21 protein-coding genes are annotated in these 22,837 nt (G+C 45.4%); 17 read left to right on the top strand and 4 right to left on the bottom strand.

The genetic code is table 11. The annotated features are described in order from the left end of the window. Nucleotides 1-170: 170 nt before the first annotated feature. The 5 genes from RSC70_RS05200 to RSC70_RS05180 all read left to right on the top strand — a co-directional run bounded on the left by RSC70_RS05200 (nt 171) and on the right by RSC70_RS05180 (nt 4,139). Nucleotides 171-1,514 (top strand): 6-phospho-beta-glucosidase, encoded by a 1,344-nt coding sequence (locus tag RSC70_RS05200; RefSeq protein WP_332541899.1) that lies wholly within the window; start codon nt 171-173, stop codon nt 1,512-1,514. Nucleotides 1,515-1,559: 45 nt separating this feature from the next. Beyond that, nucleotides 1,560-2,321, top strand: a complete 762-nt coding sequence (gene chbG / locus RSC70_RS05195; protein WP_332541897.1) for a chitin disaccharide deacetylase — start codon at nt 1,560-1,562, stop codon at nt 2,319-2,321. A gap of 166 nt (nt 2,322-2,487) precedes the next feature. Continuing rightward, on the top strand, nt 2,488-3,558 hold the full coding sequence (locus RSC70_RS05190) for a linear amide C-N hydrolase (protein ID WP_418910022.1): 1,071 nt from the start codon (nt 2,488-2,490) through the stop codon (nt 3,556-3,558). 11 nt (nt 3,559-3,569) lie between these two features. Further along, on the top strand, nt 3,570-3,899 hold the full coding sequence (locus tag RSC70_RS05185; protein ID WP_038502556.1) for a DUF1622 domain-containing protein: 330 nt from the start codon (nt 3,570-3,572) through the stop codon (nt 3,897-3,899). 42 nt (nt 3,900-3,941) lie between these two features. Continuing rightward, nucleotides 3,942-4,139, top strand: coding sequence for a hypothetical protein (locus RSC70_RS05180; RefSeq protein ID WP_025799586.1), 198 nt, complete (start codon nt 3,942-3,944; stop codon nt 4,137-4,139). A 62-nt stretch (nt 4,140-4,201) separates the two neighbouring features. On the opposite strand, the gene RSC70_RS05175 is transcribed toward RSC70_RS05180, so the two are convergent. Further along, a complete protein-coding gene (locus RSC70_RS05175) occupies nt 4,202-5,170 on the bottom strand; it encodes a chemotaxis protein (protein ID WP_025799585.1) in 969 nt (322 codons plus the stop codon). 272 nt (nt 5,171-5,442) lie between these two features. On the opposite strand from RSC70_RS05175, the gene RSC70_RS05170 reads away from it, so the two are divergent. Further along, on the top strand, nt 5,443-6,042 hold the full coding sequence (locus RSC70_RS05170) for a DNA-3-methyladenine glycosylase (protein WP_332541896.1): 600 nt from the start codon (nt 5,443-5,445) through the stop codon (nt 6,040-6,042). A gap of 40 nt (nt 6,043-6,082) precedes the next feature. Here the strand turns inward: RSC70_RS05170 and RSC70_RS05165 are convergent, their stop codons facing one another. Beyond that, complete coding sequence (locus RSC70_RS05165) at nt 6,083-6,424, bottom strand: hypothetical protein (RefSeq protein WP_332541895.1); 342 nt, start codon at nt 6,422-6,424, stop codon at nt 6,083-6,085. Nucleotides 6,425-6,881: 457 nt separating this feature from the next. On the opposite strand from RSC70_RS05165, the gene tdcB reads away from it, so the two are divergent. From tdcB to RSC70_RS05140, 5 genes are all read left to right on the top strand, one after another. Beyond that, on the top strand, nt 6,882-7,874 hold the full coding sequence (tdcB, locus tag RSC70_RS05160) for a bifunctional threonine ammonia-lyase/L-serine ammonia-lyase TdcB (protein ID WP_040044415.1): 993 nt from the start codon (nt 6,882-6,884) through the stop codon (nt 7,872-7,874). A gap of 91 nt (nt 7,875-7,965) precedes the next feature. Further along, nucleotides 7,966-9,291 (top strand): threonine/serine transporter TdcC, encoded by a 1,326-nt coding sequence (gene tdcC / locus RSC70_RS05155; protein WP_040044416.1) that lies wholly within the window; start codon nt 7,966-7,968, stop codon nt 9,289-9,291. A gap of 60 nt (nt 9,292-9,351) precedes the next feature. Continuing rightward, nucleotides 9,352-10,560 carry a propionate kinase gene (gene tdcD, locus RSC70_RS05150; protein ID WP_282807561.1) on the top strand — a complete coding sequence of 403 codons (1,209 nt, stop codon included), beginning with the start codon at nt 9,352-9,354 and terminating at the stop codon, nt 10,558-10,560. A 94-nt stretch (nt 10,561-10,654) separates the two neighbouring features. Beyond that, complete coding sequence (gene pflB, locus RSC70_RS05145) at nt 10,655-12,949, top strand: formate C-acetyltransferase (protein WP_040044418.1); 2,295 nt, start codon at nt 10,655-10,657, stop codon at nt 12,947-12,949. Between the two features lie 163 nt (nt 12,950-13,112). After that, nucleotides 13,113-13,541 (top strand): universal stress protein, encoded by a 429-nt coding sequence (locus RSC70_RS05140; protein ID WP_040044473.1) that lies wholly within the window; start codon nt 13,113-13,115, stop codon nt 13,539-13,541. 48 nt (nt 13,542-13,589) lie between these two features. On the opposite strand, the gene RSC70_RS05135 is transcribed toward RSC70_RS05140, so the two are convergent. Beyond that, the gene (locus RSC70_RS05135; protein WP_282807562.1) at nt 13,590-14,144 is read right to left on the bottom strand and encodes a class IV adenylate cyclase; all 555 of its coding nucleotides are present in this window, start codon (nt 14,142-14,144) and stop codon (nt 13,590-13,592) included. Nucleotides 14,145-14,799: 655 nt separating this feature from the next. On the opposite strand from RSC70_RS05135, the gene adiA reads away from it, so the two are divergent. The 3 genes from adiA to adiC all read left to right on the top strand — a co-directional run bounded on the left by adiA (nt 14,800) and on the right by adiC (nt 19,872). Next, a complete protein-coding gene (gene adiA / locus RSC70_RS05130; protein WP_332541912.1) occupies nt 14,800-17,070 on the top strand; it encodes an arginine decarboxylase in 2,271 nt (756 codons plus the stop codon). 323 nt (nt 17,071-17,393) lie between these two features. Beyond that, the gene (locus RSC70_RS05125; RefSeq protein WP_040044421.1) at nt 17,394-18,155 is read left to right on the top strand and encodes an AraC family transcriptional regulator; all 762 of its coding nucleotides are present in this window, start codon (nt 17,394-17,396) and stop codon (nt 18,153-18,155) included. A 355-nt stretch (nt 18,156-18,510) separates the two neighbouring features. Beyond that, nucleotides 18,511-19,872 (top strand): arginine/agmatine antiporter, encoded by a 1,362-nt coding sequence (adiC, locus tag RSC70_RS05120; protein ID WP_332541893.1) that lies wholly within the window; start codon nt 18,511-18,513, stop codon nt 19,870-19,872. Nucleotides 19,873-19,940: 68 nt separating this feature from the next. Here adiC and RSC70_RS05115 read toward each other — a convergent pair whose 3' ends face one another. Then, a complete protein-coding gene (locus tag RSC70_RS05115; protein WP_063586180.1) occupies nt 19,941-20,354 on the bottom strand; it encodes an ACT domain-containing protein in 414 nt (137 codons plus the stop codon). Nucleotides 20,355-20,483: 129 nt separating this feature from the next. Between RSC70_RS05115 and idi the strand changes: the two genes are divergently transcribed. The 3 genes from idi to proC all read left to right on the top strand — a co-directional run bounded on the left by idi (nt 20,484) and on the right by proC (nt 22,604). Further along, nucleotides 20,484-20,993: an isopentenyl-diphosphate Delta-isomerase gene (gene idi / locus RSC70_RS05110; RefSeq protein WP_130998342.1), complete on the top strand. Its 510-nt coding sequence runs from the start codon at nt 20,484-20,486 to the stop codon at nt 20,991-20,993. Nucleotides 20,994-21,313: 320 nt separating this feature from the next. Further along, a complete protein-coding gene (gene bhsA / locus RSC70_RS05105; RefSeq protein ID WP_025799557.1) occupies nt 21,314-21,571 on the top strand; it encodes a multiple stress resistance protein BhsA in 258 nt (85 codons plus the stop codon). A 169-nt stretch (nt 21,572-21,740) separates the two neighbouring features. After that, nucleotides 21,741-22,604: a pyrroline-5-carboxylate reductase gene (proC, locus tag RSC70_RS05100; RefSeq protein ID WP_332520894.1), complete on the top strand. Its 864-nt coding sequence runs from the start codon at nt 21,741-21,743 to the stop codon at nt 22,602-22,604. The last annotated feature ends 233 nt before the right edge of the window (nt 22,605-22,837 follow it).

The raw sequence follows: 22,837 nt of genomic DNA, 5'->3' as shown, positions 1-22,837 counted from the left end.
TAATGTGGACTGCTCCTTATAAGGCAGCCTTCAATCATTCACATATACCCTAATAACGATAATGACAGAAAAAACTTTGGTTTTTTAAACGCGCACCTGTGATTTGATGTGTGATGGGTATATCTCACTTAATTTAATATGAAGTGCAATGATATTGTACGGGAGCTCCTATGAGTAAAAAACTGAAAGTCGTTACTATCGGTGGCGGAAGTAGTTATACCCCAGAATTACTTGAAGGTTTTATTAAACGTTACAATGAATTGCCGATTACCGAATTATGGTTGGTTGACGTTGAGGCCGGTAAAGAGAAACAGGATATTATTTTTGACCTCTGCCAGCGTATGGTCGAGCGCGCAGGCGTGCCGATTGTTATGCATAAAACGCTGGATCGCCGTGAAGCATTGGTAGATGCCGATTTTGTTACCACGCAATTGCGTGTTGGCCAGCTTAAAGCACGTGAGTTGGATGAGCGAGTTCCACTGAGCCACGGCTATCTCGGCCAAGAAACCAACGGTGCAGGCGGTCTATTCAAAGGGCTGCGTACGATCCCGGTTATTTTTGACATCATTAAAGATGTGGAAGAAATATGCCCGAACGCGTGGGTGATTAACTTTACTAACCCAGCGGGTATGGTCACAGAAGCCGTATTCCGCCATACCAAATTCAAGAAATTCATTGGTGTCTGTAACATCCCCGTTGGCATGAAAATGTTCATTCAGGATGTGCTGAAACTGACACCAGAGGATGATTTGTCGATTGACCTCTTTGGCCTGAACCATATGGTCTTTATCAAAGACGTCATCGTTAACGGAGAATCCCGCTTTGAAGAGCTGCTTGACGGCGTAGCCTCCGGTACGTTAACCGCCGGTTCGGTAAAAAATATCTTCGATTTGCCGTTTAGCGAAGGTCTGATCCGTTCCCTTAAGCTGCTGCCGTGTTCTTATCTGCTGTACTACTTCAAGCAGAAAGAAATGCTAGCGATCGAAATGGGCGAATTCTACAAAGGCGGCGCGCGTGCAAGCGTGGTGCAAAAAGTCGAGAAGCAGCTTTTTGATCTGTATAAAAATCCTGAACTGAATGTAAAACCAAAAGAGCTGGAGCTGCGCGGTGGGGCTTATTACTCCGATGCAGCGTGCGAAGTGATCAGCGCGATTTACAACGATAAGCAGACTGAGCAATACGTTAACTTCCCGCACAATGGCCATATTGATAATATTCCGGCAGATTGGACCGTTGAAATGACCTGTACCATTGGACGCGATGGCGCCACGCCGCATCCACGTTTGACGCACTTTGATGACAAAGTGTTAGGGTTGATTCACACCATCAAAGGCTTTGAAATTGCCGCCAGTGCTGCCGCAATAAGTGGTGAACTGAATGATGTGCTGTTGGCGATGAACCTGAGCCCGCTGATTCATTCTGATAAAGATGCAGAGGTTCTAGCACGTGAAATGCTGTTGGCACATGAAGCGTTACTGCCTAACTTTGCAAAAACTATCGCGGCACTAAAATAACCCACCGCCTTCCCTGTAAAGGGAAGGCGTTTCTCTGAGGGGATTATGGAAAAATTACTGATAGTGAACGCTGATGATTTTGGGCTTTGCAAAGCGCAAAACTACGGCATTATTGAGGCGTTCAAAAACGGCGTAGTGACGTCTACCACGGCACTGGTTAACTCAGCAGGCGTCGAGCATGCAGCTGCTCTGAGCGCTGAAAATCCTGGGCTAGCGGTTGGAATGCACTTTGCGTTGACGCTAGGACGCCCGCTGTCGCCGATGCTAAATTTGGCGCGCAATGGAGAATTGGGCAAATGGATCTGGGAAATGGCAGAACAGGGAACTCTGCCGTTAGATGAAATTGAACAAGAGCTAAAGTGCCAATTCGAACGCTTTATTGACGTTTTTGGCAGGCTGCCGACTCATATCGATAGCCATCACCACGTGCATATGTTCCCGCAGATTTTTCCTATAGTGGCGGCTTTTGCGAAAGAAAAGGGCGTGGGTTTGCGCATCGACCGTGATGAAGTTCGCAAAAGCGAACTGGAATTGCACGGCGCACAAAGTACACAGGGCTTCGACAGTCGCTTTTATGGTGAGTCTATTACCGAAGCGCTGTTCCTGAGTTCGCTAGATAGCGCCATAGAACGTGGCGATAGCTCTTTGGAGATTATGTGTCATCCTGCATTTATTGATAACACTCTGCTGACCAGCAAATATTGCTACCCGCGCTTGGCCGAGCTGGATGTGTTGACATCTGAATCGCTAAAAAAAGCGATTGCGGAGCGGGGATTCAAGTTGGGATCGTTTCAAGATTTATTCTAGTCATTTACTCTCTATTAAATCCGCAGGCGGGAAGCTATTTCCCGCTCTCTAATCTCCACTCCTGAAATATAAATACTATCCAAACAAAATACGTTTTATGCAGGGCATCTTTTGCTTAATTATCCATCACTACTTACACTGGTAAAAAATAACCAGGTGATAGCCAATGCATTTAAATATTTTGCTTTCAGCAGCGTCGTTGCTCATTTGTTCGGTTGGGATGTTATTTTCACCCCAGCTCGCTTTAGCATGCACCCGCGCGGTATATCAGGGTGAAGATAAGCTAGTTATGACTGGCCGCACAATGGATTGGAAAGAAGATTTGCATTCCGATATGTGGATCTTCCCGCGTGGAATGGCGCGTAACGGCAATGCTGGCGCTCATTCTGTGGAATGGGTATCAAAGTATGGCAGCGTGACGACGGCGGCCTACAACATTGCTACGACCGATGGCATGAATGAAAAAGGGCTGGTTGCCAATATGCTGTGGCTGGCAGAGTCGCAGTATCCTAAACCTTCTAAAGATAAGCCGAGTCTTTCGCTGGCCGCATGGGCTCAGTATGCGTTGGATAATTTCGCCACGGTAGATGAAGCGGTGAAAGAATTACAGTCTGAGCCATTTGTGGTGGTCACGGGCGATGTTCCCGGCCAACCGCGCTTAGCGACCATTCATTTAGCGTTGTCTGATGCCAGCGGTGATAGTGCTATTTTTGAATATATCGATGGGAAACTGGTTATCCACCATAGCCCTGAATATCAAATACTCACTAACTCACCGACCTACGATCAGCAACTGGCAATTGATAAATATTGGGAAGGGATTGGCGGTAATATTATGCTGCCTGGCACCAATCGTGCGGCAGATCGCTTCGTCCGTGCCAAATATTACATTAATGCAATTCCTAAGTATCACGAAGCACGTCTAGCCCTTTCTAGCGTAGTGAGCGTTATGCGTTCAGTGTCGGTGCCCTTTGGTATCACCTCACAGGCAGAGCCGAATATTTCCTCAACCCGCTGGCGTACAATTTCCGATCAAAAAAATAAGCTCTACTATTTTGAGTCCGCCGTTGGGATGAGTACGTTTTGGGTTGATTTGAAACAAGCCGATCTTTCTGCTGAGTCACCGGTGCGAAAATTATCGTTGGGTGTAAACCAAATGGCTGATTTTAATGGTGAAGTTTCCCACGCTTTTGAGCCAGCCAAACCCTTTGAATTTTTAGCAGCTGTTGTGGATTAAGGTTAAAAATAATGGAGCATATAAAAGAGATTATCATTTATTTGTCTGAAACCTTGCAGACATTTTTAGAGCTTATCTCTGTTTTATGTGTATTTATTGGGCTGGTGAGAACGCTGTGGACGGTTATTCCTAATTTTAATAACCAGTCAATTTTCCACATTATGAGAACGCGCTTTGGTAGCTGGTTAGCCTTGGCGCTAGAGTTTCAATTAGCCGCGGATATTCTGGCGACGACAATAAACCCTAGTCTCGATGAATTACTGAAGTTAGCGATTATTGCGGTTATTCGTACCTTCTTGAACTATTTTTTGTCGAGAGAGCTAACGGCAGAAAATAAGTGAAAGGAGTTTAATGATTTATTGGATAATAAATAAGGACGGTTTATGTTAGAGAATTATTTCCCAGATCATGTTTCAAGTGAGCAGAAACAGCGCACTATCGCAGTTAACGCAGCGCTTGAGCTGATTAAAGTCACTTTGGCGGATAGCAATGATGGAAACAGCGTTAGCCACCAACTCCAAGCGGCAGAGAAACATATCGAATCTTTAGCCGATGCTATCCAGAAAGCCTTGAAGATCTAGTTTAGGTTTATCTATGGGCGGCGCGAACCGCGCTGCCCATATTGAGTTTGGCTGCAAGCTGATTAACTCCCCGCAACATCAGCCAATGCTTTGTGAATCACTTCTGAAAGCTCAGCCACATCGAATTTTGCAACGTAGCCATTAGCCCCAACTTTACGTACATGGTCTTCGTTTGCGCTGCCTGATAGCGATGAGTGGATAACCACGGGGATCTGTTTCAACGTGGCTTCGTTTTTTATATTCCGCGTCAGAGTGAAGCCATCCATTTCAGGCATTTCGATATCTGTTAATACCAACCCAATTCTGTCAGTGATTGATTGGCCGGCGGCTTTGGCTTCGGCGGCAATAGACTGAATATTCTCCCAAGCTTCTAGGCCAGTGGTATGCATCTGCGTAGGAATTCCCATGCCTTTTAGACCTTGTTCAAGCATCGAACGGGCGACCTTCGAATCTTCAGCCACAATCGCAATGGCTCCGGGTTTTAAGGCAAAGCTTTTCTCTTTAATCGCCGCCACATCGACGTTACGACCAGAGGGGATAATGTCGTAAAGAATTTGCTCAACATCGAGCACCAGCGCCAGATCTTTATTGCCATTTTCATCTTCCATACTGGCAATGCTGGTGATATTACGGCTGCTGACACCGGCTTCAGCGGTATGAACCTGGCTCCAATCTAGGCGAATAATATTATCGACGGCCTCAACGGCAAAAGCCTGCGTGCTACGTGCATACTCGGTGATCAGAAGTAGATTGAGGCCCGTTTGAGGCGTGCAGCCAAGCGCAGCTGGGAGGTCGATAACCGGCATAATCTGATCGCGGATATTCACCACCCCCAATAGCGGCGAAACCATACCCGCCGCACGATTGATTTTTTGCATGGGCACAATTTCGCGCAGCTTGAAAACGTTGATCCCGTAAAGCTCTGATTTGCTGTCGTGTTGGCTTGCTCCTAACCGAAACAGTAACAGTTCGAACTTGTTGGATAAGGCTAGGTTAGCCCTTTCATCGATATCTTTCTGAAAACTATCCATCTAAACCTCAATTGTTAATCGGCAGGTGTTGGTAATAAACAATGCTGGCCACAACACGAAGTGAATGCGTTATAAAGGTTATCGGCAAAGATGAGGAAAAATAGAGAGTGGGTAGGAAAATGATTTGTCAGCCGTGTTTTTATATTTCGGTATTAGGTCGTTTAAAAAAGGAGTGAACCACATAATTTACCACTAAATAGCTTGCTCCATAGTCTATTTATTCAATAGTTTCATATACATTATTGGCATATACCCTAAAGCAGGTAAAAGATATGAAGAAGCTAGGGCTGGATTTTTACTCTCAAGCGCCTCTTGCGGTAGCCCAACAGCTAATCGGCTGTTATTTGGTTCGTGAGCAGGAAGAAGGGCAGATTATTGGGCGGATAAATGAAGTGGAGGCCTATGACAGCGCGATAGATAAAGCGAGCCACGCCTATGGGGGCAAGCGAACTGTCAGAAATGAGCCGCTTTTTCAGGCTGGCGGCATAGCTCACGTTTACTTTATCTACGGCATGCATAACTGCCTTAACGTCGTAACGGGGCAAGCTGACGATGCAACGGCGGTTTTAATTCGGGGTATCGAAATTGTCCAAGGCATCGAGTTAGCTGCGCGAAACCGCTATGCCAAGCCTTTAGCTGAGCTAACAAAACCACAGCTGAAAAACTTATCTAACGGCCCAGGTAAGCTTTGCCGTGCTATTGCCGTTGATAGGACGTTTGATTACGAGCCCCTTTTGGGCGATCGGCTTTATATTTGTGAACAGATTGATGCACATAAAAAACAGGTGGAAAAAATCATCGCCAGTAAGCGTATTGGGATTGATTATGCAGAGGAAGCCGTTGATTTCCTTTGGCGTTTCACTGATGAATAAATAGCAAAATAATACCTAACATTATAAAAAATAAAGAAATCTAATCTACAATAACCAGTGAATGGCCCATTGCACTAATGAGCTGCCGCAGTAGCTGGATTTCATTGCCTGACCACCACCCCATCACGTTGCCGATAAGCAACGCATCTCGTAAATCATTGGTCGTTTTGATCTCAAATTTGTAGTCATGTTTGAGATCCCAGTGATTATCAAAGACTGGACATGTCAGATTGGCCGGTAAATCATAGGCATGCGCGATGACATAGCGCTGATTGTGCTTTGTTCTTAAGTAAAGTTGCTCGTTATATGAGCAGATTTCAAACGGAAAGTGGATATCCGTGATCGAGCTTATTATATCTAGCGTTATATTAACTATTTGCATTTTTGGGTACCGAAAAACCAAGGCAGTTCTTTTATATTTATAGACACAGATATAAATAAAAGAGAACGATCTTGATCACATATTAAATAAACCTTACTTGTTGATAGAATGGCATCTATCGCTAATTAATATGCTAAGTGATTTATTAAAGGGTGAAAATTAAATCTTTATTTAGAAACTTAACAATTAATCTACCTATTATCATCTTGATAATCGGGTGTCGAACTACGCATCTGCAACATTAGTAACAATCCATTAATATCACTTAAATTATATTTGTAAGAATACAAAAATATTTTTTTCTTTAAATCTTCATATAATAATTAAAATGGAAATACTTTTCATAATTTGAAAATCAGAAAATAAATAATGAATTAAATTATCGCGACGCCAATCACATTCAAGTCTGAAATATTTCATCATACTGCAGGCGTCAAATAATCTGTGGGATGAGAAAATGAAGATATATAATAATCTACCTGTGACGCTTAACGACATAATTGAGGCTCAACAAAGGATAAAAGGTCACGTCTATAAAACAGGCATGCCTAAGTCTAACTACCTCAGTGAACGTTGTAACGGCACCATCCATCTAAAATTTGAGAATATGCAACGCACCGGTTCTTTTAAAATTCGCGGTGCTTTTAATAAGTTAGCTTCATTATCCAGAGAAGAACGCGAGCAGGGCGTGATTGCCTGTTCCGCGGGTAACCACGCGCAGGGCGTTTCCCTGTCTTGTGCCATGCTGGGAATTGACAGCAAAGTTGTTATGCCTTGTACTGCGCCAAGCTCTAAAGTTGCCGCAACGGCAGATTATTCTGCTGAAGTTATTCTGCACGGAAATAGCTTTAACGACACCATCTCAAAAGCACATGAATTAATTGAGTTGGAAAATAGAATCTTTATTCCTCCTTACGACGATGAAAAAGTGATTGCAGGTCAAGGGACTATCGGTTTAGAAATCCTTGAAGATCTGTATGACGTGGATAACGTTATTGTCCCTATCGGTGGTGGGGGATTAATTTCCGGTATCGCCATCGCACTAAAATCAATTAACCCAACAATCAATATCATAGGTGTTCAAGCGGTCAACGTTCACGGAATGGCTAAATCTTTCCATGAAGGACAATTTTTATCTCACCGCACAACAGGTACAATTGCGGACGGTTGCGACGTGTCGACGCCAGGTAAACTGACATATGAGATTGTCAAAGAGCTGGTAACCGACATTGTGGTAGTCACTGAAGAAGAAATTAAGCGCGGCATGATTGATCTTATCCAACGAAACAAGATCGTGACTGAAGGCGCTGGAGCATTGGCATCTGCGGCCATATTAAGCGGTAAGCTCAAGGGCTATATCGAAAATAAAAAGACCGTTAGCCTTATTTCCGGTGGGAATATTGATTTATCCAGAATATCAGAGATAACGGGACTGAATCACGTTCACTAATAATTATGCAAACACCCGACAGGGTATAGACCCTAGCTGAGGTTACAGTGATGTAGCCTCAAAAAAGGGCAAATCCGTGAGGAATTACAGTATGACGACAGACAGCGTTACCTATTCGAATCAGGGAACTATGTGGCGGAAATCGGACACCACATGGACTCTTGGATTATTTGGCACCGCCATCGGCGCAGGGGTTCTGTTCTTCCCTATCCGTGCAGGCTTTGGCGGTTTGATCCCTATCCTGATCATGCTTGTGCTGGCCTACCCAATTGCCTTTTTATGTCACCGCGCATTAGCGCGCCTGTGCCTGTCTGGTAGCAATATTACAGGCAACATTACCGACACGGTTGAAGAGCACTTTGGTAAAACAGGCGGGGTCATTATTACCTTCCTGTACTTCTTCGCGATTTGCCCTCTGTTATGGATTTATGGTGTCACCATCACCAACACCTTCATGACATTCTGGGAAAACCAGCTGCAGTTAATGCCGTTGAACCGTGGCCTCGTCGCTCTGGTTCTGTTAATGGCCATGGCTTTCATCATCTTCTTCGGAAAGAATTTGATGGTGAAGGTAATGAGCTTCCTGGTGTTCCCATTCATCGCCAGCTTGGTTCTGATTTCCCTGTCGCTGATCCCTTACTGGAACGCGTCTGTATTTGAACAAGTTAGCACCAGCAGCATCTCTCTGCTTGGTCACGACGGCATTCTGGTTAACGTGTGGCTGGGTATTGCCATCATGGTGTTCTCCTTTAACTTCTCGCCTATCGTTTCCTCTTTCGTCGAATCAAAACGTGAAGAATACGAGCCTGAGTTTGGCAAGCAGTTCACCGAAGACCGCTGCTCTAAAATCATCTCTCGTGCGAGTATGCTGATGGTTGCCGTGGTGATGTTCTTTGCCTTCAGCTGCCTGTTTACGCTATCTCCAGCGATGATGGCCGACGCTAAAGCGCAAAACATTCCGGTTCTTTCTTATTTGGCAAACCACTTCTCAAGCATGGCTGGCGGTAAGTCTACCTTCTCAACCGTACTGGAATATGGTGCGTCACTGATTGCTCTGGTCGCTATCTTCAAATCGTTCTTCGGTCACTATCTGGGAACGCTGGAAGGGATGAATGGCCTGATTGTTAAGTTCGCTTGTAAAGGCGACAAGAAGAAGTATTCAACTGGCAAACTGAACCTGATCAGCATGTTCTTCATCATGGGCTCTACTTGGGTAGTGGCTTATGTTAACCCGAACATTCTGGACCTGATTGAAGCCATGGGCGCACCAATCATTGCCTCCCTGCTGTGTCTGCTGCCGATGTATGCGGTTCGCAAAGTGCCAGCGTTGGCGAAATATAAAGGCAAGCCAGAAAACTACTTTGTTACCATCGTTGGCCTGCTGACTATTCTGAATATTTTCTACAAACTTATTTAATCTAAATTTTAAAGAATAACAGCTAACTCCTCTCTGGGGAGTTAGCTGTGAGGTATATCTATGTCTTCAAAATCTGTAGTGCTAGTTATTAATTGTGGATCTTCATCAATTAAATTCTCTGTTATGCAAGGAAATAACTGCGATGTGATGATGTCCGGCATTGTTGATAACGTCGGTATTGAAAATACCTCAATGACCATTGATAAAACTATCAGTATTAATTTAAAAACCGGTAGTTATGAAGATGCATTGAATTCAATTGTTAGAGAATTAGAAAAAAGAAAACTCAGCGACGCTATTTCGTGTGTAGGTCATCGTATTGCCCACGGTGGAGAAGCATTTAGCGATGCGACGTTAATTAATGATGAAGTATTGCAAGAAATTACTAATGTTTCATCTCTGGCACCTTTACATAATTATGCCAACCTTGAGGGCATTATGGCTGCGCGCCATATATTCCCTGAATTACCGCATGTAGCTGTTTTTGATACCGCGTTTCACCAGACTCTAAAACCTGAAGCCTATACCTATGCGCTTCCACAGCAATATTTCAAACAATATGGCGTGAGAAGATATGGCTTCCACGGAACCTCTCATCGCTATGTCGCACAGCAGGCGATTGAGCAATTAGGTTTAGCTGAAAAAAACTCTGGGATTATTGTCGCTCACTTAGGTAACGGCGCATCGGTCTGTGCGGTACAAAATGGCCAAAGCGTTGATACGTCTATGGGCATGACTCCGCTGGAAGGCTTAGTCATGGGAACGCGTAGCGGTGACGTTGATTTTGGCGCACTGGCATATCTGGCGGATAAAACCGGCAAGACGTTAGAAGATTTAATGTTCATGGTGAACAAAGAGTCTGGTCTGTTAGGTATTTCTGGGCTTTCAAGCGATCTGCGCGTGTTGCAAAAAGCGTATGAAGAAGGGCATGAAGGCGCACAGCTGGCGATTAACGTCTTTGTGCATCGCTTAGCTCGCCATATCGGTGGCCACGCTGCCTCGTTGAATAAGCTTGATGCCATTGTTTTCACCGGCGGGATTGGTGAGAACTCTGAGCTGATTCGCCAATTAACGCTACAGCATCTTGCGGTATTCGGCCTTGAACTCGACGAAGCAAAAAATCATCTGCGTCGCACCGGAGAGGCTGAAGTGATTACGGCACCTGATTCTAAAGTTATCGCCGCTGTGATCCCAACCAATGAAGAAAAGATGATTGCGCTGGATGCTATTCGCGTGAGTTCCTCCGCTGAACATATTGCATTCGCATAACGTAGTTTAATTATTTTCTAAATAAATACTGCCTAAATACTCTTTTCGCCCCTAATTAAATAGGGGCGATACCTATGGTACATGGAGCTTGATAATGAATATCGATCTGGACGTGACTGAGAATATATTTACCGAAGCGTGGAATGGTTTTGCAGGAACAGAATGGAAAGGTAGCATTAATGTAAGAGACTTTATTCAGAATAACTATACGCCTTATGAAGGCGATGAGTCTTTCCTTTCGACTGCAACTGAAGCAACCACCAAGCTGTGGGAAAAAGTAATGGAAGGCGTGCGGATTGAAAACTCTACTCACGCACCGGTCGATTTTGATAATGATATTGCTACAACCATTACCGCCCATGCGCCGGGATATATCCATCAAGATCTGGAAAAAATTGTTGGCTTACAAACTGAGAAACCGCTGAAACGTGCGTTATTCCCGTTTGGCGGCATCAATATGATTGAGAGCTCGTTTGAAGCCTACAATCGCAAGCTGGACCCTAATTTTAAATATCTTTTCACCGACATTCGTAAAACACACAACCAAGGCGTGTTTGACGTTTATTCACCTGAAATGATGCGCTGCCGTAAATCCGGTGTTTTAACCGGTTTGCCAGACGGCTATGGCCGTGGGCGTATCATCGGCGACTATCGCCGCGTGGCTCTGTATGGTATCCGTTATCTGATTCGCGAGCGTGAATTACAGTTTGCTGATTTGCAGGGCAAATTGGAGAAAGGCATTCAGCTTGAGCAAGTGATTCGCCAGCGTGAAGAATTGGCCGAGCAGCGCCGTGCGCTGAAGCAAATTCAGGAAATGGCGGCGAAATACGGGTTTGATATTTCTCGTCCGGCACAGAACGCGCAGGAAGCAATTCAGTGGCTCTATTTTGGCTACTTGGCGGCGGTGAAATCGCAGAACGGCGGCGCGATGTCGCTGGGTCGTACTTCGACGTTCTTAGACGTTTATATCGAACGCGATCTGAAAAATGGGGTGATCAATGAGCAGGAAGCACAGCAGCTGATTGACCATTTCATTATGAAAATCCGCATGGTGCGTTTCTTACGTACGCCTGAGTTTGATACGTTGTTCTCCGGCGACCCAATCTGGGCAACCGAAGTTATCGGCGGGATGGGCTTAGACGGCAGAACGCTGGTCACCAAAAACTCCTACCGTTATCTAAACACGCTGGAAACCATGGGGCCATCACCAGAGCCTAACCTGACAATCCTGTGGTCTGAACGCTTGCCAAAAGCATTCAAAGCTTATGCTGCGAATCTGTCTATTGCGACCTCGTCGTTACAGTATGAAAACGATGATTTGATGCGTCCTGACTTTGACAGTGATGATTATGCGATTGCCTGCTGTGTTAGCCCGATGGTGGTTGGCAAGCAGATGCAGTTCTTTGGTGCCCGCGCCAACTTGGCAAAAACCTTGCTGTATTGCATCAACGGCGGCGTGGATGAAAAACTGAAAATTCAGGTTGGGCCGAAAGTGCCGGCCATGACAGATGAAGTCTTGGACTACGACAAAGTCATGGCGAGCCTGGATTCGTTTATGGATTGGCTGGCTGTTCAGTACATCACTGCGTTGAACGTTATCCACTACATGCACGATAAATACAGCTATGAAGCTGCGTTAATGGCGCTGCATGACCGCGATGTGGTTCGTACCATGGCGTGTGGTATCGCTGGGCTGTCGGTTGCCGCCGACTCACTCGCCGCTATCAAATATGCCAAAGTGCGCCCAATTCGTGACGAAAACGGGTTGGCGATCGACTTTGCTATCGACGGTGAATATCCGCAGTTCGGTAACAACGACCATCGTGTCGATGATATTGCCTGTGATTTGGTTGAGCGCTTCATGAAGAAGATCCAGAAGCTGCCAACTTACCGAGATGCTGAGCCAACGCAGTCTATTCTGACCATTACCTCGAACGTGGTTTACGGGCAGAAAACTGGGAATACGCCGGACGGACGCCGTGCAGGCACGCCATTTGGCCCAGGAGCTAACCCAATGCACGGCCGCGATCGTAAAGGTGCGGTAGCGTCGTTAACCTCGGTGGCGAAACTGCCGTTTAAATACGCAAAAGACGGTATTTCCTATACCTTCTCTATCGTCCCAGGGGCGTTAGGCAAAGACGAGTTTATCCGTAAAAATAATCTGGTTGGTCTGATTGATGGCTATTTCCATCATGAGGAAGACGTTGAAGGCGGACAGCATCTCAACGTGAACGTTATGAACCGTGAAATGCTGCTGGATGCGATTGAGAATCCAGATAAGTATCCGAGTTTAACCATCAGGGTATCAGGCTATGCGGTGCGCTTTAACGCGCTGACGCGTGAACAACAGCAAGATGTGATCTCAAGGACGTTCACTAGCTCACTGTAACGCGTGAGAAAGTGAACCAACGAAAGCCCTGCAAAAGTTTGCGGGGCTTTTTTTATGGGGTAAGGGCCATGTTTGGCCTCACAGTTCCACCCTAAACTGGTTCCACCGTGAATTAGGTAAGGTTATTCTATTCATAAGTTTTCTACATGGAGAGGTCATGAATATGTATAAAAGCATTTTGGTGCCGGTAGATATTGAAGAGGATATTCTGACTCAAAACGCCCTGCGTCACGTTGAGTATTTGGCAAAAATGTCAGATGCTGATGTGCATTTTTTGTATGTTTTGCCCGATGCACAGGCCTTCGTTACCGCATACTCTTTTGGCATCAAAGAGTTTGAAAACAAAGCGGTGACCTATGCTGAAGAAAGAATTAGAGAGCTCATGCAGGGGGTAGATTTGCCCGCTGAGCGTATGTCTTACACCATTCGTTTTGGTACCCCGCGTGATGAGGCATTGCAGCAGGCTGATGAAATGGGCGCTGACCTCATCATTGTTGGCTCGCACCGTCCAAGCGTAAAAACTTATCTGTTGGGTTCGAATGCGGCAGGCATTGTGCGTCATGCTAAAGTCAATGTGATGGTGATCCGTTAAGTTGCCTATGTACTCATCCTCTCTTCGATGAGAGGATGAGATAACACCTCATGTCATCATTTCCCGATAGCTACGCATTTCCCTTTGCGAATCTTCAAGCCCTAATGCCAATGCTTGATGGCGTAAATCATTGAGCAGGTCTGGCACCGCCTGTTCGTCGTCGGTCATGATGGCGATTTCGGCAAAATAGCCCAGAGTAGGAAGATGATCGAAGGTGATGTGGTAACGGCCTAAGAAATAGATGCTGCGATTTTTTTCCATGCGCAAACTGGGCTGAAAACCGAGTTTTTCCACCATGCTGGCGACTTTTTCACAATCATCAATATTAATCGCTTCGCATTCAGACGCGTCTGGCCCTTTAACGATCCATAGCTTAATGCCTGATGGCTGCATTTCCCGAATGCACATACTAATGCCGCTCTTTTTCAGCGTTGAGTCTGAGTGTTCTGACGTTGGGCGGTCATAGTAACAATCGATCTCTCGATTATTGAGGTGGAAGGGTTCGGCTCCTGCCAAAGTGATGCGTTCGAGAAAGGCTGCGGGATCGTTGAGATGAAATTTCAGCTCAGCCTCATACTTTCCTGCAAAATGTTCGCTCGTCATAGGATGTCTTATGTAGATAACACGATGTCCTGAAGGATAACACGGTAGCCAACTGCACTGACGTTGGTGAGTGCTATTTGTGAAGTGCCTCGCTTAGAAAAACAAATAATGAAGATACCTAAATATCTATTATCGTAAAGATTTGTGGATGAACGATAGCGATTTTTTTTAATGTAAATTTAGCCTCGACAAAGATAATAAATAAATATCACTATAAGGTAAAAAAATAAAATCGTTGTGCATAATATATCTCTAAATGTGTTTTTTTATACTCTTTATTTTTACTCATCTCATTGATTTTTATTGACTTATATCGCAATTCTTGTGTTTTTCACCTGACTTTACAACGCTGATAAATAAGGGCAATACTAATTCCAAGGAAAGAGTGGATAAACCACTAATGCGTTATATAAGGTTTAACAATAAGACTCATTCTATTTTGTATGGCGGTTTAGTGCTCTGAGAATATATACCCTTCATACTTCAAGCTGCATTTTTGTTGGCCGTGTTCGCTCACCCGAATCACTTACTTGAGTAAGCTCATCGGGGTTCGTTCACTTGCCGTCTCAATGCAACTCGAATTATTTTGGGTATAGCTAAATATCCTCAGCGCGACTAAACGTTATGTTTATTTATCTGTAAGGATAAACACATGATGAAAGTATTAATTGTTGAAAGTGAATTTCTCCATCAAGACACCTATGTGGGTGCCGCCGTTGAACGTTTGGCCGATGAGCTGAGCCGTCAAAATGTTGGGGTGATCAAAGCCGCTTCATTTGACGATGGTTATGCCATTTTGTCTGCTAATGAAGCGATAGATTGTCTGATGTTTAGCCGTGGAATGGATGACTCCGCCGAGCACGTGCTGGCTCAACAACTGCTTAATAAACTGCATGAGCGGCAGGAGAATGTGCCGGTCTTTTTGCTGAGTGACAGAGAGAAAGCCACTCAGGAACTTAGCCGCGAGATGATGGAGCAAATCGATGAATTTGCTTGGATCCTTGAAGACACCGCTGATTTTATTGCAGGCCGCGCCGTTGCTGCCATGAACCGTTATCATCAGCAACTGCTGCCACCATTGATGACCGCGCTGATGAAATATAGCGACGTCCATGAATATTCATGGGCAGCGCCGGGCCATCAGGGCGGCGTTGGTTTTACTAAAACGCCAGCCGGTCGTTTTTACCACGACTATTACGGTGAAAACTTGTTCCGCACCGATATGGGGATTGAGCGCACCTCGCTAGGCTCTTTGCTCGACCACACCGGCGCATTCGGTGAAAGCGAAAAGAATGCGGCACGCGTGTTTGGTGCGGATCACTCGTATTCGGTGGTGGTGGGCACTTCGGGTTCAAACCGCACAATTATGCAGGCGTGTATGACCGAAGATGACGTGGTGGTTATTGACCGCAACTGTCATAAATCCATTGAACAGGGGCTGATATTAACCGGTGCCAAACCGGTTTATATGCTGCCTAGCCGTAACCGTTATGGGATTATCGGGCCAATTTATCCGCAGCAGATGCAGCCGGAAGTGATTAAAGAAAAAATCGCCAACAGCCCGCTGAGTAAAAGCAAGCAGGGCCAGCGTCCTTCTTATAGCGTGGTGACCAACTGTACTTATGATGGTGTGTGCTACAACGCCAAAAATGCGCAGGATTTATTGGAAAAAACCACTGACCGAATTCATTTTGATGAAGCTTGGTATGGTTATGCTCGCTTTAACCCAATGTATAGCGATCATCACGCTATGCGTGGGGAACCTGGCAATCATGAAGGCCCAACGCTGTTTGCGACCCACTCAACGCATAAACTGCTCAATGCGTTATCTCAGGCATCTTATATTCATGTGCGCGACGGTCGCGGTGCCGTTGATTTTTCACGCTTTAACCAAGCGTACATGATGCACGCCACCACTTCGCCACTATATGCGATCTGCGCTTCTAACGATGTGGCGGTATCAATGATGGACGGCAACAGCGGTCTTTCTCTGACGCAGGAAGTGATCAACGAGGCGGTAGACTTCCGTCAGGCGATGGCGCGTTTATATAAAGAGTTTACTCAGGATGGCGATTGGTTCTTCAAACCGTGGAACCAAGAAATTGTTACCGATCCGGCAACCGGCAAGCAGATGGCATTTGAAGATGCGCCAGCTCAGCTTCTGGCAACTGAACAAAGCTGCTGGGTGATGAATCCTGAAGATAACTGGCACGGCTTTAAAGATCTGCCTGAAAACTGGAGCATGCTGGACCCTATCAAGGTCAGTATTTTGGCTCCAGGCATGGGTGATGACGGCGAGTTGCAAGAGAAGGGCGTACCCGCTGCGTTGGTAACCGCATGGCTGAGCCGTCATGGCATTGTGCCGACGCGTACTACCGATTTCCAAGTGATGTTTCTGTTCTCAATGGGCGTTACCAAAGGTAAATGGGGCACGCTTATCAACACGCTGCTCTCATTTAAACGCCATTATGATGCCAATACCCCGCTATCATCAGTATTGCCCGATCTGGTTGCGCAGCAGCCTGAAATCTACGGCAAGCTAGGCTTGCGTGATTTGGGTGACAAAATGTTTGCCTATCTACGTAAAAATAACCCAGGAGCTAAACTGAATACGGCTTATTCTGGCCTGCCAGAAGCGGTGATGACACCGCGTGCAGCGTATCAAGCCATTGTGGCGAATAAGGTGGAGATGGTTGCAATTGACGGTCTGGTCAACCGTGTTGCAGCCAACTCCATCATTCCTTACCCACCAGGAATCCCAATGCTATTATCCGGTGAAAGTTTCGGCGGTGAAGAGAGTCCACAGATCGGTTATCTGCGAGCTCTGCAGGCTTGGGACCACGAATTCCCCGGTTTTGAACATGAAACCGAAGGGACTGAAATTATCAACGGTGTTTATCACGTGATGTGTGTACGCACGGAATAATCCTCGTTGGTGATGAAGCAAAGACACCACAGCAAAAAAAGATAAAGCAGTTTCTCTTGTAGTATTTGCGCGGGTATATCCCGCGCTTTTTCATACCTGTATGTTTATTTTTTATTCTGTAATTGTACGATTACTCTGCGTAAAAAAAATGATACGGCAGTATTTATCCCAACGATATTGAATAATTAGAAAAGCTCTGTATTTTAGTGTCTGGTCGTAGAATCATCATATGTATTACTTTTTCTTTTATGCCTTATTACTTTAGTCGATAAGCCTCGTTTAATAACGGCATTTTATTCTTTACGTCTGTAGGATGTCTTAACATGAAACTCAGTAACAACGAAGGTTGCGTTGTCGTTTTAACACGCAAAGATGTCACTGTTAATTTTAACTCTGAGAATGAAATTACATTCAAAGCTAATCACATGATGCTAATTTCATGTAAAAATAACGTAATAGATTTTTCAGAACTGGATGACTCGGCAGTATTATATTTGAATAAAGATGTCATTAAGGACTATATCCATTTCTTAAAAAAAGATATCAGCGCCCTGTCCCCTAATCTGCGTTCTACACCGTGCTATATGATTGAACGCTGCCAGACACCACATATTTTCCAAGAAGCAGTGCGCCTATCGCAAGATACTTTAGGTTGTGAAGTTGATCGAGAACGTAGCCGTTGCCTTTCGTTCACCGTTTTATCTATTTTCTTAAATAATAACAATCTAATACCGTTTCTTATTCGTGAAATTAGAAGCAATCTTAGCGCGAATGTTTACAGCATTATTCAAAGCAATATGCACAAAGAGTGGAGCCTAACGTCCGTTGCCAGCTGCCTATGCTTAAGTCCTAGCTCATTGAAAAAGAAACTAAAAAATGAGGATACCACCTACAGTAAAATTATCACTGACTGTAGAATGCGCTATGCCGTTGAACAACTGATTGTTTTTAATAAAAATATTTCTCAGGTTTCTTCCCTATGTGGCTATAGCAGCACCTCCTACTTTATCTCCGTATTCAAGGAATACTACGGGACAACACCGCTAAACTACGTGCACCAGCATAGAGATAAAATGATTGCATAGAATCTCACTATTATTGAATATATTTTTAATGCCTAAGTTTACTTTTTTATTGGCTGAGAGTGATTACTAAATCGTTTACTTGATTAATGTCGAACTGCTGCCGAAATGCAACTTGAACCATCTTGGGTAATATATAGGAATATATTTATATTGGGACAGCTTGGTATACATTTATAATGTTTGAAAAGTTATGTAATCTTTTAATTATTTATCTTTATAAATATTATTTTAGCTGAGATGTCATTGGCTAAAAATATGCCGGAAATGGCGATGTTAGCCGTTTGCTACTGCCATGATTTAACTCTGAGAGTAATATAATTTCTACCAAAAATTCTATTTAGCTTAAGGTTAGATTATGTCTTCGGATTCTGAATCTCATAAAGTTGGCCTCATTCCCGTTACCTTAATGGTATCTGGAAATATTATGGGCTCCGGCGTATTTTTATTACCGGCAAACTTAGCGTCTACCGGCGGAATTGCAATCTACGGATGGTTGGTAACAATCATTGGCGCATTAGCGCTTTCAATGGTGTATGCCAAGATGTCGTCTTTAGATCCCAGTCCCGGCGGTTCTTATGCTTATGCCCGTCGTTCTTTTGGCCCATTCCTCGGTTACCAAACCAACGTGCTGTATTGGTTAGCCTGCTGGGTGGGGAATATCGCGATGGTGGTGATTGGTGTTGGCTACCTCAGCTATTTCTTCCCAATATTGAAAGATCCGATGGTGCTGACCATTACCTGTGTTGTCGTTCTGTGGATTTTTGTATTGCTCAATATTGTTGGGCCACAGATGATCACCCGTGTTCAGGCGGTGGCGACGGTATTGGCATTGATACCTATCGTGGGGATTGCGGTGTTCGGCTGGTTTTGGTTCCACAGTGAAACCTACATGGCTGCGTGGAACGTAAGCGGTCAGGGTACATTTGGCGCTATCCAAAGCACCTTGAGCGTAACGCTATGGTCATTTATCGGGGTGGAAAGTGCCTCGGTGGCGGCAGGCGTGGTTAAAAACCCTAAGCGTAACGTTCCGATTGCAACCATTGGCGGGGTGCTGATTGCCGCCGTGTGCTACGTATTATCCACCACCGCCATTATGGGGATGATCCCGAATGCGGCACTGCGTGTTTCCGCTTCTCCTTTCGGTGATGCGGCGCGTATGGCGTTAGGCAATACGGCTGGTGCAGTGGTTTCATTCTGCACGGCTGCGGGCTGCTTGGGCTCATTAGGTGGTTGGACGCTGTTGGCCGGTCAAACGGCGAAGGCCGCGGCCGATGATGGCTTGTTCCCACCCATTTTCGCCAAAGTTAACAAGGCGGGTACGCCGGTTGCAGGTTTGCTGATTGTTGGCGTATTAATGACAATTTGTCAGTTCGGCAGCATTTCGCCTAATGCGGCGAAAGAATTTGGTCTGGTTTCGTCGGTGAGCGTGATCTTTACGCTGGTACCTTACCTTTATACCTGTGCGGCGTTGCTGCTGCTAGGCCACGGTCACTTCGGTAAAGCTCGCCCTGTTTATTTGGCGATTGTCAGCATCGCGTTTGTCTACTGTATCTGGGCCGTTGTCGGTTCCGGTGCGCAGGAAGTGATGTGGTCGTTCGTGGTGTTAATGGTGATCACGGCGCTTTATGCCTTGAACTATAACCGCCAACACAAAAACCCATATCCGCTGGATAATACGAATCCTGATGGTTCGTTAAAAGCATCGGTAAAAAACTGAACTGAAAATTTTATCGCGTGATATTCACCCGCAGCGGTTTCGCCTCTGCGGGTTTTTTATTGGTCTATTTAAGCTAGCGCACTGCGCTGCTGTAACTGGGTTAAAACTGCTAGGGCGCGCTGTGCATCGGCGGCAGGAACAAAAATGTGGTCATGATAATAAGCGGCCACAACGTTGGCGCTGATACCCGCCTGAGCAAGCTCTGCCGCAATCGCTGCGGTTAACCCAACGGCTTCAAGGCTAGAGTGGACCGTAAGCGTGATTTGACGGAAGTCTGAACTGGTATCGAAGCCAGCCGCTTGGGCATCTTCACGAGTTAAAATCAGCGTGATCCCTTCGGTTTCCCAAAAGAGCCCCTGCGGGTTCAGCGCGGCGGCTTGTTCCAGCGTGAGTGATTGGCTGGTACAAAAAACGAAAGCTTGAGTGTTAAGTGTCGGCTCCATCGAAGCCAGAAGTTGAGTAATATCTTTAATGCCGCTCATATGCGTATCTCCATAATATTTTGGCGCTAGATTAGCGGGCGAACGATGTGGCGTTAAATTAAAAAAAGTTTGCAGCAATTAGGTATGCTAATAGAGGTCCGTTGTAACACGATGAGAGAGGGGAAGGCCATGATTGAAGTGATTCTGGTTGATGAAAACGATATGCCGATTGGCAGAATGGAAAAGCTCGCCGTTCATCAGCAGGGGCTTTTGCATCGCGCCATCTCTGTATACGTTTTTAATGATCATCACGAGCTATTGATCCAGCGCCGAGCCGCGGGAAAATATCATGCCGGAGGCCAGTGGAGTAATACCTGCTGCGGCCATCCACTCCCCGGTGAAGATACTCAAGAAGCGGCGATGCGTCGGCTCTACCAAGAAATGGGAATGGCGTGTGCGCTGCATGAATCTTTTGAGCTGAGTTACTGCCTTGACGTTGGGGGGGGGCTAACTGAACACGAGCTGGCACATGTTTTTATTGGTCATAGCAACGTGGTTCCACAGCTTAACGCAGAAGAGGCCGATGCTTTTGCTTATCATCCCGTGGATGAAATCTTAGAGCAAATGCAGCTCGAGCCTGAACGTTTTACGCCGTGGTTTAGGCTGTGTCTGCCGAAAGTGATCGCACATCTCGACTGATGTTTTGCATGGCGCTGACGAATATTTCCTGACAAATGCCGTCTGTAATGAAATGTCGGATATGTGTTTTTTTGTCGGCTAGCTTGAAAACAAGATTACTATTTGTTTTAAAAGCCTTTTCTCTGAAAAATCGCATATTACGTTTGTCTCTCTCTCATCGGATTAAAATTCATACGTAAAGTTGCTTAAATTGCATTCAAAAAAATTGAATAAGAGGCTCAAAACTATCCGATTATAACTCTTCGTTAACCGATCTATTCTTTAGTCATCGGAAGGCGGGCGCCTTTCAAAACGACAAAATTTAAAGAAAGGTAAACGTTATGAAAATCATCAAAAATTTAGCTGTAGTTTTCGCACTCTCTGCAACCGCATTTGCTGCTACTGCTGCAGACCTCTCTTCTCAGCCAACTTCTGATATGCAGAAAATGGGCGTTGTATCCGTCAGCGGCGCAACCAACCTTGATGGTTTGGAAGCTCGCGTAGCGGCTAAAGCTGAACAGGCTGGCGCATCTTCATATCGCATTATTTCCACCTCTGGAAATAACAAAATGCATGCTACTGCTGAACTGTATAAATAATCGATACTCGTCATACTGAGTGCAGTATCTGTAGTTCAGAAGCGGTATAGAAAAGGCCTTTCCCAATCAATGGGAAAGGCCTTTTTGTTTTTTTAGATTCAGGATAGAGGTTATGCCTTTCTCACTGTTTTGGTGGTAGCCTAAGAAATCGCATCTGAAGATGTAAATTATGTTCGATACAACGGGCGTTATCGTGGAGGGCTGCACTGTGGGGAATAACATCGTGGATAAGAAAATCGGTTTTATTGGCTGTGGCAATATGGGCAAGGCGATTTTAGGTGGTCTGGTTGCGAGTAAACTGGTCTCACCGGAAAATATCACGGTGTATAACCGTAGCGCGCAGAGCGTTGAGGCGATTAGCCAAGAGTTTGGCAGCCAAGGCGCCAGCAGTGCAGATGAAGTCGCTAAGCAGGCTGATATTCTGATCGTAGGTGTTAAGCCGAATATGATGGCGAATGTTTTGGGTGAAATCAGAGAATCGCTCAAGCCAAACGCGATTGTGGTTTCCATTGCCGCAGGTGTCACGCTAGAAACGCTAGAATTTGCGCTGAAAGATGGGCAAAAAGTGGTGCGCGTGATGCCGAATACGCCGGCGTTGGTGAATGCGGGAATGTCGTCCATTACGCCGAATAAGCAAATGAGCGAAGATGAAAGCGCGCTGATTGTAGAAATTTTTAGCAGTTTTGGTAAGGCGGCTATTGTTCCTGAATATCTAATCCATTCCGTGGTGGGCGTGAGTGGCTCAGCGCCTGCCTATGTGTTTATGTTTATTGAAGCGATGGCTGATGCCGCAGTGCTGGGTGGAATGCCTCGTGCTCAGGCTTATCAGTTTGCCGCGCAGGCGGTGATGGGCTCAGCCAAAATGGTGCTGGAAACCGGTAAACACCCCGGTGAGCTCAAAGATATGGTGTGTTCTCCAGGGGGAACCACGATTGAAGCCGTGAAAGTGTTAGAGCAAAAGGGTCTGCGTGCGGCCGTGATGGACGCGATGCAAAGCTGTATGGCGAAATCAGAAGAGATGAGCCGTCGTTAATTTTTACCCGCTTTCCCCTCTATTTGATGCCCCATGTCATGGGGCATCTTCTCAGACGATCCCCATGTCATCCCTTCTCTAAGTCCGTCACCATAGGCCGTTAGGCTGGTGTCGATATTTTTCTGCTGAATAGTCTCTCGCCGATTAAGAACTTTCTTGGTAAATTCCGTTCCCGCATCTGAACGATTTAGAATGCGGTGTGTCTCATGTTTTCTAGGGTTAGCAACAAGGTT

This window comes from Hafnia sp. (assembly GCF_036648275.1).
Classification (GTDB): domain Bacteria; phylum Pseudomonadota; class Gammaproteobacteria; order Enterobacterales; family Enterobacteriaceae; genus Hafnia; species Hafnia alvei.
Note: the sequence above shows the minus strand (reverse complement) of the source record. Positions and strands in the feature narration are given on the sequence as shown.

Bases quoted from the DNA above. Each gene is read 5' to 3' on its own strand.
- RSC70_RS05200 (WP_332541899.1), top strand. From the start codon at position 171: ATGAGTAAAAAACTGAAAGTCGTTACTATCGGTGGCGGAAGTAGTTAT.
- chbG (WP_332541897.1), top strand. From the start codon at position 1,560: ATGGAAAAATTACTGATAGTGAACGCTGATGATTTTGGGCTTTGCAAA.
- RSC70_RS05190 (WP_418910022.1), top strand. From the start codon at position 2,488: ATGCATTTAAATATTTTGCTTTCAGCAGCGTCGTTGCTCATTTGTTCG.
- RSC70_RS05185 (WP_038502556.1), top strand. From the start codon at position 3,570: ATGGAGCATATAAAAGAGATTATCATTTATTTGTCTGAAACCTTGCAG.
- RSC70_RS05180 (WP_025799586.1), top strand. From the start codon at position 3,942: ATGTTAGAGAATTATTTCCCAGATCATGTTTCAAGTGAGCAGAAACAG.
- RSC70_RS05175 (WP_025799585.1), bottom strand. From the start codon at position 5,170: ATGGATAGTTTTCAGAAAGATATCGATGAAAGGGCTAACCTAGCCTTA.
- RSC70_RS05170 (WP_332541896.1), top strand. From the start codon at position 5,443: ATGAAGAAGCTAGGGCTGGATTTTTACTCTCAAGCGCCTCTTGCGGTA.
- RSC70_RS05165 (WP_332541895.1), bottom strand. From the start codon at position 6,424: ATGCAAATAGTTAATATAACGCTAGATATAATAAGCTCGATCACGGAT.
- tdcB (WP_040044415.1), top strand. From the start codon at position 6,882: ATGAAGATATATAATAATCTACCTGTGACGCTTAACGACATAATTGAG.
- tdcC (WP_040044416.1), top strand. From the start codon at position 7,966: ATGACGACAGACAGCGTTACCTATTCGAATCAGGGAACTATGTGGCGG.
- tdcD (WP_282807561.1), top strand. From the start codon at position 9,352: ATGTCTTCAAAATCTGTAGTGCTAGTTATTAATTGTGGATCTTCATCA.
- pflB (WP_040044418.1), top strand. From the start codon at position 10,655: ATGAATATCGATCTGGACGTGACTGAGAATATATTTACCGAAGCGTGG.
- RSC70_RS05140 (WP_040044473.1), top strand. From the start codon at position 13,113: ATGTATAAAAGCATTTTGGTGCCGGTAGATATTGAAGAGGATATTCTG.
- RSC70_RS05135 (WP_282807562.1), bottom strand. From the start codon at position 14,144: ATGACGAGCGAACATTTTGCAGGAAAGTATGAGGCTGAGCTGAAATTT.
- adiA (WP_332541912.1), top strand. From the start codon at position 14,800: ATGAAAGTATTAATTGTTGAAAGTGAATTTCTCCATCAAGACACCTAT.
- RSC70_RS05125 (WP_040044421.1), top strand. From the start codon at position 17,394: ATGAAACTCAGTAACAACGAAGGTTGCGTTGTCGTTTTAACACGCAAA.
- adiC (WP_332541893.1), top strand. From the start codon at position 18,511: ATGTCTTCGGATTCTGAATCTCATAAAGTTGGCCTCATTCCCGTTACC.
- RSC70_RS05115 (WP_063586180.1), bottom strand. From the start codon at position 20,354: ATGAGCGGCATTAAAGATATTACTCAACTTCTGGCTTCGATGGAGCCG.
- idi (WP_130998342.1), top strand. From the start codon at position 20,484: ATGATTGAAGTGATTCTGGTTGATGAAAACGATATGCCGATTGGCAGA.
- bhsA (WP_025799557.1), top strand. From the start codon at position 21,314: ATGAAAATCATCAAAAATTTAGCTGTAGTTTTCGCACTCTCTGCAACC.
- proC (WP_332520894.1), top strand. From the start codon at position 21,741: ATGTTCGATACAACGGGCGTTATCGTGGAGGGCTGCACTGTGGGGAAT.